15 protein-coding genes are annotated in these 16447 nt (G+C 47.3%); 9 read left to right on the forward strand and 6 right to left on the reverse strand.

Annotation, left to right across the window (positions count from 1 at the left end; translation table 11 throughout):
• Positions 1 to 5: 5 nt before the first annotated feature.
• Positions 6 to 458 (forward strand): RrF2 family transcriptional regulator, encoded by a 453-nt coding sequence (locus VBY75_RS12070; protein ID WP_054490078.1) that lies wholly within the window; start codon positions 6 to 8, stop codon positions 456 to 458.
• A 92-nt stretch (positions 459 to 550) separates the two neighbouring features.
• The gene (locus VBY75_RS12075; RefSeq protein ID WP_416512730.1) at positions 551 to 1825 is read left to right on the forward strand and encodes an amidohydrolase family protein; all 1275 of its coding nucleotides are present in this window, start codon (positions 551 to 553) and stop codon (positions 1823 to 1825) included.
• A gap of 13 nt (positions 1826 to 1838) precedes the next feature.
• Here VBY75_RS12075 and VBY75_RS12080 read toward each other — a convergent pair whose 3' ends face one another.
• Both VBY75_RS12080 and VBY75_RS12085 read right to left on the reverse strand, forming a co-directional pair.
• Positions 1839 to 2738 carry a MaoC family dehydratase gene (locus tag VBY75_RS12080; RefSeq protein WP_234972492.1) on the reverse strand — a complete coding sequence of 300 codons (900 nt, stop codon included), beginning with the start codon at positions 2736 to 2738 and terminating at the stop codon, positions 1839 to 1841.
• 102 nt (positions 2739 to 2840) lie between these two features.
• Positions 2841 to 4883, reverse strand: a complete 2043-nt coding sequence (locus VBY75_RS12085) for a BCCT family transporter (RefSeq protein ID WP_416512733.1) — start codon at positions 4881 to 4883, stop codon at positions 2841 to 2843.
• 152 nt (positions 4884 to 5035) lie between these two features.
• Here VBY75_RS12085 and VBY75_RS12090 point away from each other — a divergent pair, with 152 nt between their 5' ends.
• Positions 5036 to 6202, forward strand: coding sequence for a PAS domain-containing protein (locus VBY75_RS12090; RefSeq protein ID WP_416512735.1), 1167 nt, complete (start codon positions 5036 to 5038; stop codon positions 6200 to 6202).
• Between the two features lie 9 nt (positions 6203 to 6211).
• Here VBY75_RS12090 and VBY75_RS12095 read toward each other — a convergent pair whose 3' ends face one another.
• Complete coding sequence (locus VBY75_RS12095) at positions 6212 to 7459, reverse strand: AMP-binding protein (RefSeq protein ID WP_199493785.1); 1248 nt, start codon at positions 7457 to 7459, stop codon at positions 6212 to 6214.
• Position 7460: 1 nt separating this feature from the next.
• Positions 7461 to 7838 carry a photoactive yellow protein gene (pyp, locus tag VBY75_RS12100; protein WP_054490088.1) on the reverse strand — a complete coding sequence of 126 codons (378 nt, stop codon included), beginning with the start codon at positions 7836 to 7838 and terminating at the stop codon, positions 7461 to 7463.
• A gap of 140 nt (positions 7839 to 7978) precedes the next feature.
• Here pyp and VBY75_RS12105 point away from each other — a divergent pair, with 140 nt between their 5' ends.
• Positions 7979 to 8569, forward strand: a complete 591-nt coding sequence (locus VBY75_RS12105) for a TetR/AcrR family transcriptional regulator (RefSeq protein WP_199493786.1) — start codon at positions 7979 to 7981, stop codon at positions 8567 to 8569.
• On the opposite strand, the gene VBY75_RS12110 is transcribed toward VBY75_RS12105, so the two are convergent.
• Positions 8553 to 9740 (reverse strand): cyanate transporter, encoded by a 1188-nt coding sequence (locus VBY75_RS12110; protein ID WP_416512738.1) that lies wholly within the window; start codon positions 9738 to 9740, stop codon positions 8553 to 8555. The genes VBY75_RS12105 and VBY75_RS12110 overlap by 17 nt on opposite strands.
• A gap of 136 nt (positions 9741 to 9876) precedes the next feature.
• On the opposite strand from VBY75_RS12110, the gene gmk reads away from it, so the two are divergent.
• The 4 genes from gmk (at position 9877) to VBY75_RS12130 (ending at position 13451) form a co-directional block, all read left to right on the forward strand.
• Positions 9877 to 10512 carry a guanylate kinase gene (gene gmk, locus VBY75_RS12115; protein ID WP_416512740.1) on the forward strand — a complete coding sequence of 212 codons (636 nt, stop codon included), beginning with the start codon at positions 9877 to 9879 and terminating at the stop codon, positions 10510 to 10512.
• A gap of 66 nt (positions 10513 to 10578) precedes the next feature.
• Positions 10579 to 10848: a DNA-directed RNA polymerase subunit omega gene (rpoZ, locus tag VBY75_RS12120; protein ID WP_011235607.1), complete on the forward strand. Its 270-nt coding sequence runs from the start codon at positions 10579 to 10581 to the stop codon at positions 10846 to 10848.
• Positions 10849 to 10951: 103 nt separating this feature from the next.
• A complete protein-coding gene (gene spoT, locus VBY75_RS12125; protein ID WP_199493788.1) occupies positions 10952 to 13057 on the forward strand; it encodes a bifunctional GTP diphosphokinase/guanosine-3',5'-bis pyrophosphate 3'-pyrophosphohydrolase in 2106 nt (701 codons plus the stop codon).
• Position 13058: 1 nt separating this feature from the next.
• Complete coding sequence (locus VBY75_RS12130) at positions 13059 to 13451, forward strand: RidA family protein (protein ID WP_416512743.1); 393 nt, start codon at positions 13059 to 13061, stop codon at positions 13449 to 13451.
• 1 nt (position 13452) lies between these two features.
• Here the strand turns inward: VBY75_RS12130 and VBY75_RS12135 are convergent, their stop codons facing one another.
• Entirely contained in the window at positions 13453 to 14793 is a 1341-nt protein-coding gene (locus VBY75_RS12135) for a Na+/H+ antiporter NhaC family protein (RefSeq protein WP_199493789.1), read from the reverse strand.
• Positions 14794 to 14914: 121 nt separating this feature from the next.
• Between VBY75_RS12135 and VBY75_RS12140 the strand changes: the two genes are divergently transcribed.
• Entirely contained in the window at positions 14915 to 16444 is a 1530-nt protein-coding gene (locus VBY75_RS12140) for a bifunctional GNAT family N-acetyltransferase/carbon-nitrogen hydrolase family protein (RefSeq protein ID WP_222235899.1), read from the forward strand.
• Positions 16445 to 16447: the final 3 nt, after the last annotated feature.

Here is a 16447-nt window from a genome sequence, read left to right on the forward strand (position 1 = left end):
CACGCATGCAATTAAAAAAGTATACAGACTACGGCTTGCGAGTGCTGATGTATCTGGCAGCGAAAGAAGACAATGAAAGAGTCACCATCGATGAGTTAAGTGGCATATTTAACGTGCCAAGAAATCATTTAAATAAGGTGGTTCATCAGCTTGGGAAAGAGGGGCTGATAGAAACTCGCCGTGGCAAAAACGGAGGTTTTTTACTGGCGGTTGACCCTGCCGATGTACGTCTTGATCAAGTGATTAGGCGACTGGAAGGCGATGAATACTGGATAGACTGCCATAAGCCCGAGTGCGCTATATTTCCTGTCTGTGAGTTGAAAAGCTTAATCAACCAAGGCAAAGAAACCTTCTACAACTTCCTGTCGAATTACACCTTAGCTTCGTTGTTGAAACATGAGTCTGAAATTAGAGAGCTCTGGGGAACCCCAATTCAGGTAACTGTCGATAAAGATTAACCTTTGGTCGCAATAGTGATCGCTGGCGTTGCAATTCGTAACGGTTCGGAGTATCACAGACCATAAAGAGTAAAATAAAATCAGGGGGAAGTATGTTGAAGAAAATAGCTATAGGTTTAACGGTAGCGTTAGCAGGACACACCGCTCAGGCTGGTGACTGGCTGCATTGCGGAAATGTGTTTGACAGTGAAAGCGGTCGTCTTGCCGGTGAGCGCTATATTGAAGTCACTGACAACAAAATTACTGCCGTTAAAGTGAATGCCCCCGGCGGTGATGCTTCGGTTACGGATTTAAGCGCACATACCTGTCTGCCTGGCTTGATTGATTTACACGTTCATCTTGATGGCCAGTCCGGGCCTGACTCTTACATAAAACAGTTTACTGAGAACCCTGCTGATCTTGCTTTGAAAGCTCAACACTATGGCATGAAAACCTTGGAAGCTGGCTTCACAACGGTAAGAAACCCGGGCGACTCCGACAACGTCACTATTGCCTTACGTAATGCGGTAAATGCTGGTGTGGTTGACGGGCCAAGAATTTATTCCGCAGGGAAATCTTTAGCAACGACCGGTGGACATGCTGACCCGACAAACGGCTGGAAAGAAGAACTGATGGGGCGTCCGACGCCTAAAGATGGTGTTATTAATAGTGCCGCAGATGCTCGCGAAGCAGTACGTCAGCACTACAAAGATGGTGCTGACTTTATCAAAATTACCGCAACCGGCGGTGTTTTGAGTATGGCCAGCAGCGGCGACAACCCTCAGTTTACTGACGAAGAGCTAAAAGGTCTGGTTGATATTGCCAATGACTACAACTTTCATGTTGCAGCACATGCCCATGGTAAAGCAGGTATGCTGCGGGCAGTGAAAGCCGGCATTACTTCGGTAGAGCATGGTACTTACATGGATGACGAAGTAATAGCGGCTATGAAAGAGCACGGAACCTATCTGGTACCCACCATTCTGGCCGGCAAGTTTGTTGCTGAAAAAGCGGAAATTGATGGTTACTTTCCGGACGTTGTCAGACCGAAAGCGCGCGAAATAGGCCCTAAAATTCAGGACACTTTTGCAAAAGCCTATAAAGCAGGGGTTAATTTCGCATTTGGTACCGATAGTGGCGTATCCGCTCACGGTGATAACGCGTTAGAATTCCAATACATGGTAGAAGCAGGTGTCCCCGAAGCTGAAGCGATTCAGTCAGCAACTTCCATAGCTGCCAAGCTGCTTAAAAATGATGATATTGGTCACATTGAAGAAGGTAAACTAGCGGATATCGTGGCTGTAAAAGGAAACCCGTTGGACGATGTTACCTTATTGCAAAATGTCAGTTTTGTGATGAAAGACGGTAAGGTTTATAAACACCAATAAGTCTTTTTAAGGGTCAGTCGAAACGGACTGACCCTTCTAGTTTTAAGGAAACATGATCGCTGCTTCTTACTTCGTATTTGGTTTTATCCTCTTCTTCTGATGCCCAGAGCTGTACCCGAGCCGGTAAAATAACGGGTCGTTTGAACGTAACGTCAATATAAGTAACGGCTTTTTGCTGGCGCTTTTCAAGTTCAGCCTGAGCTCTCGCCATCATGTACATGCCATGGATAATAGGCTTCTCAAACCCAAACCAGCGCGATACCAGAGGGTGCAGATGAATCGGGTTAAAGTCACCGGAAATTCTCGCGTAACGCCTGCCCATACCGCTGCCCAACTGCCAATGGCTGATGTTTTCCCAGCCAGCTTCCGGTTCAAATGGCTTTATCGGTGTTGCTGCTTTTTTCGAGGGAGCCTGGCTTTGGCCACTCATGACCTGATAGACACTGGAACAGGTGGCTACTTTTTCGTTGTTTTGCCAAAACTCCACCACGAACTGCGGACGCAAACGGCGTGGAGAAACATCAGGGCCACGTTTAGGGACTTTGACTTTTGAAATCAGTTGAAAAGGAGCTTGTGCAGAAATAACCTGATGTCGTTCGATTTTATTGCTGACATGAACGAGACCGGGTGCGGGCCAGGGAAAACTGTCATCCAGCATTTGAGAAAGATGTGCTCTTTGGGCTATACAGTAAAGCATAGCTAAAGGGACATCGCTGACAAAACCATTAAACGCTTGATGATAACGACTCAGGTGTTTTTCTGTAGGCGCAGGAATAGAGTAACTTTTGCATAAAGTCTCTGATTCGGCCTCAGACTCGTCACTGCGCTGCAAGGTTAGCAGTGAGCGCAACAGCATGCTTGGCATAGGTGCCAGCTTCTGAGTAGGTGTATCAACACGTTCCATAGTGACCATTAAACTCCATACTGATAATACGGCTATTCTCGCACATGTCTCGTACTATCAACAGTCCGACCACTGAAAGGCCGCTCCGTAGAGCGACCTTTTACACTCCTTTTACTTCTTTGTCTCAAGGTCGTCGTTCAAGTCCTCGTCATGTTTCTCAAGATCCCAGGGTAAGACACCTGGACTATGATGACGAAAATGAAGGTAGTTCTCAAATTGATTGATCACGTCGTTGATAATATCTGTTGTCTCATAACCATAGAGATCGTACGACTGACCACCTTGTCTAAGGAAAACCTCTGCCCGATAGTAAATTTCTCTATTTTTGTCATTAGTTAAGGCAAACTCTGGTAACAGATAGTCTCTTAAACGAATCTCATAAGCAAAATCGAGATCATCTTTTCGTTCAACACTAAGGATAATTCGGTTGTGTTCGTCATCAGCCCTGAATTCAGCAGGCCAGTCCTGGCCTTTCAGTTCGTCACGAACATTTTTAAGACTCTCTGTGGCAGGCCCGCTAATAAAGTCCAGTACCGGCTCCTTCTTCGGGAAATCTACCAGCCCGGCCAGACGTTTTTTCCAATAGTCCGGGCCTTCGTTAACACCACGGCGGTGAGAATGACGGTGACTCTGGAGACTATTGGACTGGTACCCTTCAATGACCAGAGCACGCCACATGCCCACTGCTGATATCAATATAATGACGGCAAAGGGTAAGGCGCTGGTAATAGCCGCCGTTTGCAGAGCTCCCAGACCACCTGCTACAAGCAATACAGCTGCAACAATACCTTCCGTACTGGCCCAGAAAACACGCTGCCATGTAGGCGTTTCCATCATGCCGCCAGAAGATAGGGAATCAATGACCAGTGAACCGGAATCTGACGACGTTACGAAGAAGGTAATAATTAAAAGTACGGTCAGAAAGCTCAATATGCTGGTCATTGGCAGGTTTTCGTAAAGCTTAAACAGTGCGACTGCCTGGTTGTCCTGAACTTCTGAGATTAAGGTTGTATAACCCTCGTTCATTATCATGTTGAGTGCGGTGTCGCCAAACACTGCGAACCAGAAGAAAGTAAATATCGTAGGCACCAGCATGACCCCGAAAACAAATTGGCGAATGGTGCGGCCGCGGCTTATTTTTGCAATAAACAATCCGACAAAAGGCGCCCAGGCAATGGTCCAGCCAAATATAAATAAGGTCCAGTTGCCAATCCAGTCGCTGCGTTCATAAGCTTGTAGGTTAAAGGTCCGCTCCACAATGCCACTTAAATAAGCTCCGGTGTTTTGCAGGAAAGTTTCCAGGATATGTATTGTTGGTCCTACCGCGAAAACAAACAGAAGCAAGAAGACCACCAGGGTCATGTTAAGCAGTGATAACCGTTTTATCCCTTTGTCCATACCGGCCACCACTGAAGCAATAGCGGCTAGAGTAATGAGTCCAATGGAAATAACCTGAACCATGGTGCCGACGGGGATATCCTCCCATAGATAATTGAGCCCTGCGTTAATCTGAATAACGGACAGCCCCAGAGTCGTTGCAATACCAAACATGGTGCTGAGAATGGCGAACGTATCTATGGTATGCCCAATAGGCCCATTTATTCTGTCGCCAATAAGCGGATAAAGGGTTGAGCGCATGGTAAGCGGTAACCCATGGCGAAAAGAAAAGTAAGCCAACACCAGGCCTACCAGGCCATAAATGGCCCAAATATGGAAGCCCCAATGGAAGTAGGCAATTTGCATGGCCTGCTTGGCTGAACTGACTGTTTCAGCCGCTCCTGCAGGAGGCTCTGCATAATGTAATATGGGTTCGGACACGCCGAAAAAGAGCAATGCAATGCCGTACCCAGCCGAGAACAGCATGGCAAACCAGGAGGTAAAGCTGTATTCCGGCTCGCAATGGTCGGGACCTAGTTTAATCTTGCCCCAATTGGAAACAGCCACACCAATAATGAATATAAGAAACAGTGCAACTGCCAGCATATAAAACCAACCGAAATTGTCAGTAATGCCTGCTAATGTCCAGTCGAATAGCTCCCCGGCTTTGTCAGGCGCACTCAAAGTGCCTATAACCAGCAGTGCAATAACGATTACCGCAGGGAGAAATACTGGCACTAAAATCGCAGAATGCCATTTGCTCTTTTCGGCCGACATAAAAGCTCCTGTTTTTTCTAAGATTTATTTATATATAGACTACTCAGAAAGATTTGTAATGGGTCACTTTGTATTAATTTGCTGTTTAGTTTCTGGCCACTGCGGTATTATGAGCACTGTTGTTGCAGTAGATAAAAAGTGACTTAGTCGTTATGAATACTGATAAAAGCCGCGTGAATTTAGAGCTCTTAGCAAATGCTGTTCCAGGCGCTCTTTACCAACTTGAACGTTCGCCAGACGGGGAATTAAAATTTAACTATGTGAGCCAGGGCGTGGAAGCTATTTTCGGATGTTCCGCCGAGGCATTGAGTCACGATATTAATTTGCTCAGCAACATTATCCACCCCGATGACTTACAGTCGGTACTGAAAAGTATGCACGACTCCGCCCGTTACAAATACCGCTGGATAAAAGAATACCGTGTGATTAGAAACGGTAAAGAAGCCTGGATATACGGACACGCGGTAACGATTCAACAAGATGACGGCAGCACCTTGTGGAATGGGCAAATGCTCGACATTACCGAACGAAAAATGCTGGAACTGAAAGCTGAAGAGAACCAGCGGAATTTAATGTTAGCTGAACGAGTCGGGGGACTGGGTCATTGGCAGCTGGATTTAAAAACCGGGTTGTCTAAATGGTCCGATACTATGTACGACTTACATGGTCTGAATAAAGCAAAAACCAAACCGTCTTTAGCATTGGTTATGGATAAGACCCACCCGGAAGACAGACAAGCGCTGACTGAAGCTATTGAAGCGGTTAAGCAGTCCGGTGCGCGGGACGTGGAGCATCGCATCATGTTAGCGGACGGCGAAATTCGATGGTTACGGGAATCTGGTATTTACCGGACGAATGACAATGGTCAGGAAATTATTTTTGGCACCACTCAGGATATTACCGACTACAAAGAACTTGAATTGAAGTTACGACAAACGGGGGGCAGCGATGAGAACACGGGGTTTTACAATCGGCGCCTTATGCTGCAGTCATTGCAACGCCGCTTTAGTCTATTTCAGGCGCATTCCGAATACCAATATTACGTTCTTGTTGTAAAAGTGGCTGATGATGTTGCGACGTTAAAAGCGACAAGCCATATATTGCGTAATAGCATTCGTGATTACGACATTCCGGGTAGCTTAGGGAATGGCCTTATTGTTGTGCTTATGTCGACTCTTTCTGCTGATCGTAATAATGAGTGTCTGAACTCTGTTCGGGAGCAGTTAACACAACAGAATGTAAAGCATAAAACTGCTTTGGAATGTGCCCAGGTAACGGATCTACGCTTTGACGATGTACTCGTCAGAGCGCTGCATTAATTGAGTCGCTTAAGGTTTATCGATAGCCCAGTCACAGGCCTTGCCCATGGTATTAAGCGGTAACTGCTTACCAAAGCTGATGTGCTGAGGGACTTCGGCCGCAAGTAAACGTTCACTTAGCCAGTTTTTTAGACTTTGCTCAGTCATGGCGTTTTCAGAATGCCTTTGTAAAACAATAAACGCCTTTAAGCCTGTTCCTTCGTCCGCTACGAGTGGCCTGACAGTGGCATCAGCAATATCAGGGTGCTGGCGTAGACAATCAGCAACATGGTCGGGAAATACATTGGTTCCCCGTATTGAAATAGCTTTATCAACACGCCCTTTAATCTGAAATTCACTGTCGTTTTTCCAAGCTGCGCTATCCGGTAAATCAAAGGTTAATAGCGTCTGCCTGTCAACGATACACTGAGGATTGCTGTCGTGGCTGCGCCAGCGGGGAAGCAAACGATAATTATCCTCTGGCTCGCTGCGATAACCCACACCTGCAGTTTCTGAACTACCGTAAACCTCGACAGTTCTTGCAGCACCCATAGAGTAGAGCTGGTGCAATGTGCCTGGTGGGCAGTGACCCGTTGAACTCATAAAAAGCACTCCAGGCGGTAATGGCGGGATCTCTGTAGAAAGCTGAGTCAATAACTCGGGAAAGCCAACAACGATGTCGCCGGCACGCAAGCCGCCGTTACGAACATGGCTATAGGCTTTGAACCCTCTTATAACGGGAATATCGACGAGATTAGGTAATAACACAGTAAACAGGAAGCCATAAATGTGATGGCTGGGAACTAAGGAGACGACTCTGTTAGGCGATATGTCGTATTCATTATTAAAAATACGTATAAACGCATGAGCTTCCTCAACCAAAGTGCTCCATGAGTGTTCACAAGCCTTAGGTTGTCCTGTACTGCCAGAAGTCGTTACGGTTAGATTTTGAGAGTGAACTTGTCGTGACTTAAGCACCACTTCAGCCCATTCGGACAGACTGTGGCGACGTAAGAGATAGTCCTCGACTCCGCTGTCTCCCATGTGGAAAAACTGGACAACCCGCCCGGCCAGAGCAAGCCTTTCCAGGGAGTCTACCGCAACAGCTTCGTCGCCATCGTCCTTTGTGACCTGGTTTTTCGATATCAAATAATCGTCTTCGTGCCACTGACGGCGCTTCCAGTGCTCGCTTTCAGCCGGACGCATTCTGGAGAGCTCATCGGCGATAAGATCGCCGATGACAGTTACAATGAAGTGGTGATTAAGTGAGTTTGCCACGTTATAGCCGCTTAACAAACACCCAGTAGGTATCCCCTGTCAGGGCTTTTTTCATGTGAACTTTGACCTTAGTCGGCTTCATTTCATAGTCAAAAACGTATTCGAACATGGTGTTCAAGTCGCCATTTTTTACGCCCTCATCGAAGCGGCCTTTAAACTCAGGGCTGTTGGTACAAGGAGCCACTTCTTTAAAAAAGTTTTTACCAACAACAGCACCCGGATCGCGACCTGTAATATCGCCTTCAGCGGCATTGTACTGGATGATTTTGCCACTGCCGTCGAGCTGAATCGCGCCAAACGCAATGTCGTTTAATTTGTCATCTGACATTTTCGCCAGAGTATTTTCAATATCATCGGAACCGAACTGAACAATTTCCATAGTGTTACCCTTATTTGTAATGTTCCTTCTAATAGTCGTTCCCGAAACCTTTGGATCATAATTCTTAACACTTCTTAAAGTGAAATTAGGGACAAGCAGGTCTATACTTACTTTTAGGTCAATAATTAAGGATGAAGAAAATGCCCAGAACGCCTAAATTTCACCGGGAAACAGCGCTTAACAATGCGCTCAAGCTTTTCTGGCGCAAGGGATATCATGCGACCTCGATGAAAGACATCGAAGAAGAAATGGACATGAGGCCAGGAAGTATTTACGCCGCCTTTGGTAACAAGGAAGCGCTATTTAAAGAAACTCTGGAAAAGTTCGCTGTGCTTGCAACGGAAGAGTTTGAACAGACATTGGCTCAAAGTTCGTCTATTTTGCAGGGTATCAGTTTGTACCTTCGCAATATAGCGGTAATGACATCTAATGAGTCGCCGACGAAAGCCTGCATGTTAGTGAAAACTTTGCTTGAGTTCACTCCGGAAGACAAGACGTTTAGTGAACCTGCCAAAGCTTATCTGGACGAGTTTGAGCGCGGCTTCACCGATGCTTTCAAGTTGGCGCAGCAGCGTGGAGAAATTGGTCGGGCTCAGTCTCCCGAACGTCTTGGTCGCTTGTTGCAAACGAATGTTATTGGGTTGCGCACCATGGCGGGACGAGGTTTACCTCAGCAACAGTTAGAGAGTTTGGCCGACGACATTATTGCGAGAATTATTCCCGCAAGTTAAATAAGCCTTTGTAACTCTTGGGGTTAAAGCGCCAGGTTATCAGCAAAATTAATAAGCCAACAATGATGTGTAGTTGCCAGCCTAAACTGTAGTTGCCTGAAAAATCTCTGAACCATCCGGTTAAAAGCGGCATGAGGCTGGCAAACATAAAGCCTATACCCTGCATAAAGGAAACCAGACGCCCGGCCTGCACTGGGTTATCGATATGGTCCAGTGCCATAACAATGCACAGCGGAAAAGCGCCACCTAAACCAAAACCACACAGAGCGGACCATAACCACGGAGACGCTGTCGGAAACCAGCTGAGTCCGGCAAACCCCACCATTTGGGTGATAACCGCTAGCATTAGCCAAAAGCGTCGGTCTTGTGTTCGAGATAAAGCCGGCAACAATAAAGCGCCAATAACCTGAACTAAAGAAAACAGTGCCAGTAAATTTCCGGCTTTTTGTGCTGGCCAGTCAAACTCCGCGTAAAAAGGTGCTATCCAGGCAATGAACCCTGCATAGCCTGCATTAACCAGGGCAAAGTAAATACCGAGCAGCCAGGCCCTTGGATAACGATGAGCACGCAAAAGCAGATGTCTTGGAGGGATGCTGGCTACCGGAACCCGGTTAAAAGGGAGATACCAAATGACGAGCACCAGTAAGGCCAACAGGGACCAGCTCCCCAGAGCCTGGAACCGTTCAGGTAGTAAGTTTGCGGCCCAGGGGGTGGCAACGGCGCCGAGTGCAGCACCGCCCATCAGTGCAGCAGACCAAAGACCGGTGACCATGCCTAAGCGATTCAGATACTTTTGCTTGGTCAGCTCAGGGATCACAATATGAAGCAGTGCAATACCAACCCCTCCAACCAGGGCACTACTGATTAAGCTTATATTTGTCGGTTCAAATAAGCGTACTAGCAGGCCTGCGCAAAGTACAAGCAGGCCAAGACCTATGCCCTGCTTATAACCTAATGCTGTTGTTACCCGGCCAGCGAATAACGCCATTAAACCAATCATTAAAATGGGCAGTGTGGTCAGTAGCGAAACTTCACTAAAAGACAGTTTGGTAATGGTTTGCAGTTCGTCGGCAAGAGGTCCTACCGAGGTTAGCAGCGGGCGTAGATTGAGCCCCAGCAACACCAGAACCAACAGGCCGAAAAAGAGGGGAAGTTTTGATGGTTTCGCCACTGGCGCTGATGAAGTCTGCAAATTAGTACCGCTGCTGCGTAAAAGCCATACTCTACTCAATTTTCATCGCGGTGTGAAACCGTGTTATTATTTCGCGCCAACAGTGATCGTCCGTTTCTTAAAAAGAGAACCCGTTATGACCGCGTCTCCGGTGTTAGGGAATTTGTTTATCATTGCGGCCCCCAGTGGCGCAGGCAAGTCGAGCCTGATACGGGCTTTGTTGGAAAAACACCCCGATCAATCCATGCAGGTATCTGTATCGTCTACTACGCGTGCTCCGCGCCCGGGTGAAGTGCAGGGCGTCCACTACCATTTTCTCAATACTGACGAGTTTGAACAGCGTATTGATGCGGGTGAGTTTTATGAATGGGCACGTGTGTTCGGCAATTATTATGGAACCTCTCGTAAAGTCGTCGAGTCCTTATTGGCTGAAGGCAAAGACGTTTTCCTCGATATTGACTGGCAGGGCGCGCAACAAGTTCGTGAACACCACCCTGAAGTGCGATCGGTTTTTATTGTCCCCCCAAGCTTGGATATTCTGGAAGAAAGGTTGCGATTCCGAGGTCAGGATTCCGACGAAGTTATTGCTGAGCGCATGGCAAAAGCTCAGGCAGAAATGTCGCATTATCATGAGTTTGACTACTTACTGGTAAACGATGATTTTGATATTACTCTGGCATCGCTGGAGCATATTGTCTTTGCCCAACGGCATAAAATGCCGCACCAACAAGTAAGATATTCAAAGGTATTGAAGGAATTGCTTGGATCATAGGGCTTAATTCCGTATAATTCTTAGCCTTTCGAAAAATACGACTCACGCTTTATTTGGAGTAAAACCATGGCTCGCGTAACTGTAGAAGATGCTGTAGACCGTGTTGGTAACCGTTTTGATTTAATTTTGTTAGCTTCACGCCGCGCGCGTCAGTTGGCTAATGGTAAAGAGCCATTAGTTGAAACAAAGAACGAAAAGCCAACTGTTATTGCTTTGCGTGAAATAGAGCAAGGTCTTATCGACAACGAACGTCTGGATATCGAAGATCAAGCCGCTCAAAAGCAGCAAGACGCTGAAGAACTGCGCGCCGTAGATGCGTTGCGCGGTATCGAATAAAAATTTCTATTCGCCAACGGCATCAATGCCGTTGGCAATTCTATCAAATCCCCTTATTCTGAAAGTATATTCATAAGTCCGGTGTGACCCGGGGAGTTATCTGGTGTACTTATTTGAAGGCTTAAAGGCTCAAGTTAGTGAGTATCTTCCATCTGAGCAGGTGGAGCGTATTCGTGATGCCTTTGTTGTAGCAAATGAAGCCCATAGTTCGCAAAAACGCAGCAGTGGTGAACCCTATATTACTCACCCGGTTGCCGTAGCCAGTTTGCTTGCGGATATGAAGCTGGATTGTGAAACACTCATGGCTGCCTTACTGCATGACGTGATTGAAGATACCGAAACCAGCCGGGAAGACCTGGCCGAGCGCTTTGGCGCAACGGTTGCCAGTCTGGTCGAAGGGGTTTCTAAACTGGATAAACTTCAGTTTAACTCTAAAGAAGAAGCTCAGGCGGAAAACTATCGCAAGATGATTATGGCGATGGTGCAGGATATTCGGGTTATTCTGATTAAACTGGCTGACCGCACCCATAACATGCGCACTATTCAGCACCTCCGGCCCGACAAACGCCGCCGCATTGCCCGCGAAACCTTAGAAATTTATGCGCCGTTAGCGCACCGTCTGGGTATGCACGATATTAAAAACGAGCTGGAGCAATTGGGCTTTTGGGCGTTGTATCCCTGGCGCGGGAAGTTGCTGGAATCGGAAGTTAAACGGGCACGGGGTAATCGACGCGAGTTTACTGAGCGTGTACAGAGCGAAATCAACTCCCGGCTTGAAGGCAATAATATTAAAGCGCGGGTGTCCGGCCGTGAAAAGCATCTGCACAGTATTTACCGCAAAATGCAGGCTAAAGAAGTTAAGTTTGAACAGGTTATGGATATCTATGCTTTCCGCGTCATTGTGGACAGTGTGGATACCTGCTACCGGGTTCTTGGCGCGCTGCACAATTTGTATAAACCCATTGAAACGCGGTTTAAAGATTATATTGCAATTCCTAAGTCAAATGGCTATCAGTCGCTGCATACCTCTTTAAAAGGACCACACGGGGTACCGGTAGAAATTCAGATCCGCACTGAAGAGATGGATCTTATGGCTGACCGGGGTGTCGCGGCACATTGGATGTACAAAAAATCTGATGACTCCAGTACTACCGCTCAGGTGCGTGCCCGTAAGTGGATGCAGAGCCTGTTAGAGCTGCAGCAAAGTGCCGGTAACTCTTTTGAGTTTATTGAAAGCGTCAAATCTGACCTGTTCCCCGATGAAATTTACGTATTCAGCCCGGACGGACGTATCACCGAATTACCTCAGGGCGCTACGGCAGTAGACTTTGCTTATGCGGTACACACCGATATTGGTAATACGTGCATTGGCGCCAGGGTTAATCATCGCACTTATTCATTGAGTAAGCCGTTAGAGACAGGGCAGACGGTTGAGATAAAAACAGCACCGAACTCGCGTCCTAATATTGCCTGGCTGAACTTTGTCGTAACCGGTAAAGCACGAGCGAAAATCCGTCAGTACCTGAAAAGCCAGGAAGCTGATGAAGCGCAGCAACTGGGTGAACGTTTACTTCGCTCAGCGCTTGGGCAAGTCAGTTATGATGAAATTCCGGAATCGGAATTTAACCGAGTGTTGCAGGAAACCAAAATTGATACCCGCGAGAACCTGTTAAAGCAAATTGGCCTGGGAAATATGATGTCGATAGCTATTGCGAAGCGGTTATTAGGCGATTTACAGCCAATAAAAGACGACAACGCATCGCAAAAAAGCCTCTCAATTAAAGGAGCTGAAGGTCTTCTGGTAAGCTTCGCGAAGTGCTGCCGGCCTATTCCTGGCGATGATATTATTGCCCATGTCAGCCCGGGTAAAGGTTTGGTTATCCATCGCCGTGAGTGTAAAAACGTTCGCGGACATGAAGATGATCCCGGTCGTTACTTCCCGGTTGAGTGGGATAACAAACCCGACGCCGAGTTTATTTCTGAGATTCGCATTGAAATTGTTAACAATCAGGGTGTACTGGCCAAGTTAACCTCGTCAATTGCCACCACGGGTTGTAATATTGATGGTCTGCAGACCGAAGAAATTGACGCCAACATTTATTTCATTGATGTGGCTTTAACCATAAAAAACCGTAAGCACTTAGCGGACGTGATACGTCACATTCGTAAAATGCCGGATGTTCAGCGCGTGACGCGCTTAAGGAAGTAATATGTCTAAAGTAATTATTTCAACGGATAAAGCGCCTGCTGCTATCGGCACTTATTCGCAAGCAGTCAAAATTGGCACGACCGTTTATCTTTCCGGGCAGATTCCGCTGGTTCCTGAAACTATGGAGCTTGTTAGTGAAGACTTCACAGCTCAGGCGGAGCAGGTGTTTAAAAACCTGACTGCAGTTTGTGAAGCATCCGGTGGTGAATTACAGGATATGATCAAGGTTCAGATTTACCTGACCGACCTGAGTCAGTTCGCTATTGTGAACGAAGTGATGGCAAAACATTTCAGACAGCCGTATCCGGCTCGCGCGGCTATCGGCGTAAAACAATTACCGAAAGGCGCGCAGATTGAAATTGACGGCATTATGGAACTGCCCAGCACCAACTAATTTAGGCTGACTCTGGTGTCGGCTCTCTGTCCTCCAGAGGTCGGCGCCAGATGATAATGGCAATAGCCACTGCTGCCAGAATAAAGCAATAACCCGTATGCAAACTGACTGACAATGGGGATATTTTAAAGCTAGCTCCCATTAGTAATGCTTGCGCTCCATACGGCAACGCGCCTTGTACAACACAAGCAAAAATATCTAATAAGCTGGCGCTTTGTCGTGGTGCTAAGTTACCCACTTTTGCCAAACGCTTGCTGACCTCACCGGCTAACAGAATACTGACGGTGTTGTTGGCAACACAGAAATTGGTCAGTGCGGTCAGTGCGGCAACGCCAATGGCGGAGGCTCGTTGCTTGTGTTTACTCACCTTGTTGGCAGCACTTTCGACAAAAGCGGCTAAGAAAGCCAGTCCGCCCTGCTGACGGATTAGCGCTGATAAGCCACCAATGAGTAACGACAGCAGGAAAATTTCCTGCATGCTGCCAAAGCCTTCGTAAATATCCTGACTGAAAGCAACCCATTCATAGTCGACCGTGAACATGCCAAAAGCAGCGGCTAACACAATACCAAGGCCTAATACGGCAAAAACGTTAAGCCCCATTACCGCCAGTACAATAATGGCGAAGTAAGGCAGTGACAGCCAGAGGTTAGCTTCCGGGATCTCCAGAGGCACCTGACTGGTATCGTAAGTGATCAGCCAAATAACGGTGAAAATAGCTGCTGGTATTGCAATTTTAAGGTTCGCACGGAATTTATCGCGCATGGTACAGCCCTGTGTACGAGTTGCAGCAATGGTGGTGTCAGAGATGATGGATAAGTTGTCACCAAACATCGCGCCGCTAACCAGCACTCCGGCCAGCAATGGCAGACTGATATCCGTTGCTTCACCAATACCCAGAACGACCGGGGCCAGTGCCGCCAAGGTACCCATTGATGTGCCCATAGCTGTGGATATAACGCCCGCTATGATGAATAGCCCGGGCAGCAGAAATGACGGAGGGATAATGTTTAAACCTAAAGCCACCATGGCATCTACACCGCCGGTTGCTTCTGCGACCGTGGAAAAGGCACCGGCCAATAAGTAGATTAAACACATGGTAATGATGTTGTTGTCGCCGACACCACCGACGAAGGTTTCAATACGTTCTTCAAAAGCCTGTTTGCTGAGCAGTATACCCAGCACTATTGCCGGTAAAATAGCCACCGGGCTGGGCAGTTGATAAAACGCGTACTCTACGCCTTCGCTTTGAAAATACAGCCCTGTTCCTAAGAACAAAACTAAGAATAACGCTAGAGGTAACAGCGCCTTAGCGCTAGCCGGTTGTGGCGAAGCATCTGTCATGTGTCAGCCTTTTATTTTTATTTGGACGTCCAGAAGTTTATACAGCTAATTATCCTGATGCAACCTTATTCCAATTACGTGTAGACTGTCGGTAAAGTTGTTTTAGATCAGGATAGAGATAATGAGCCCGGATGAACTGCATTTGCAAATACGAAATTTGCGCCTGGAAGATTACGAACAGTTGAAAGCGTTAATGGATGCGGTCTATAAAGATATAGGCGGCTCCTGGAGTCAGTTTACGATAGAAAAGCTGATAAAAGATTTCTCGGAAGGCCAGTTTTGTCTGGAGGACAATGGACGCATTGTCGGGGTCGCCTTGACCGTAAAAGTTGAGTACACCAAGTTCTCTAACCCCCACACCTACGACGACTTAATTGGTCACAGAGAAGCCATTCTTAATAATAAGAAAGGCGATGCGCTCTATGGCCTGGATGTTTTAATTCACCCTGAATACCGGGGTTACAGACTGGGCCGCCGTTTGTACGATGCGCGTAAAGAGCTTTGTCGACAGGCGAACCTGAGGGCTATTCTGGCAGGTGGTCGTATCGTCAATTACTATAAGTACTCTAACGAACTGACGCCAAGCCAATATTTGGATAAGGTGCAGCGCCGTGAAATTTATGATCCCATTCTGACCTTTCAGCTGGCCAACGACTTTAGCGTAAAACGCCTGCTGGGCAAGTATTTACCCGAGGACGAGAAGTCGCGCGGCTTTGCGACTTTGCTGGAATGGAATAACTTTCTGTACGAGCCATCGGATAACATTCTCACCACCCGTATTCAAAACGTACGCGTGGGGGCCGTGCAGTGGCAAATGCGCTCGGTTGAGTCGGTAGAAGAGCTGCTGAAGCAGGTGGAATACTTTGTTGATGCTTTGTCGGGTTATCAAAGTGACTTTGCTGTCTTTCCGGAGTTTTTCAACGCACCGTTAATGGGGCTGACTGACCAGAGCCAGCAAATGGACGCGATTCGTTTTCTGGCTGGGTACACCGATCTGTTTAAGCGTGAAATGTCGCAAATGGCGGTCAGTTACAACGTCAATATCATTACTGGCTCTATGCCGCTTCAGGATGGCGATACAATTTATAACGTGTCGTATTTATGCCGTCGCGATGGCTCGGTGGAAGAGCAGTATAAGTTGCATATTACGCCACACGAAAAACGCGACTGGGTTATTGAAGGCGGCAACGAAGTCAAAGTTTTTGATACCGACGCCGGACGCATTGGCATTTTGATTTGCTATGACGTCGAGTTTCCTGAGCTTGGCCGCATAATGGCCGATGAGGGACTGGAGATTCTGTTTGTGCCGTTCTGGACGGACACCCGCAATGCCTATTTGCGCGTACGCCATTGCGCTCAGGCTCGCGCGGTAGAGAACGAATGCTATGTGGTTATTTGTGGCAGTGTGGGTAACTTACCTGAAGTAGAAAGTCTGGACGTGCAATATGCGCAGTCGGCTGTATTTTCACCGTCTGACTTTGCTTTCCCGCATGACGCAATTATGTCGGAAACGACACCGAACACCGAAATGTTGATGTTTTCTGACTTAAACCTGGATGAGCTGCGTTATTTGCATCACGAAGGGTCGGTAACGAATAAAAAAGACCGTCGGACGGACATCTATGAGGTATCGCGTAAGCTTTTAGGTTAAGGT

Source organism: Idiomarina sp. HB (genome assembly GCF_048059115.1).
Classification (GTDB): Bacteria; Pseudomonadota; Gammaproteobacteria; order Enterobacterales; family Alteromonadaceae; genus Idiomarina; species Idiomarina abyssalis.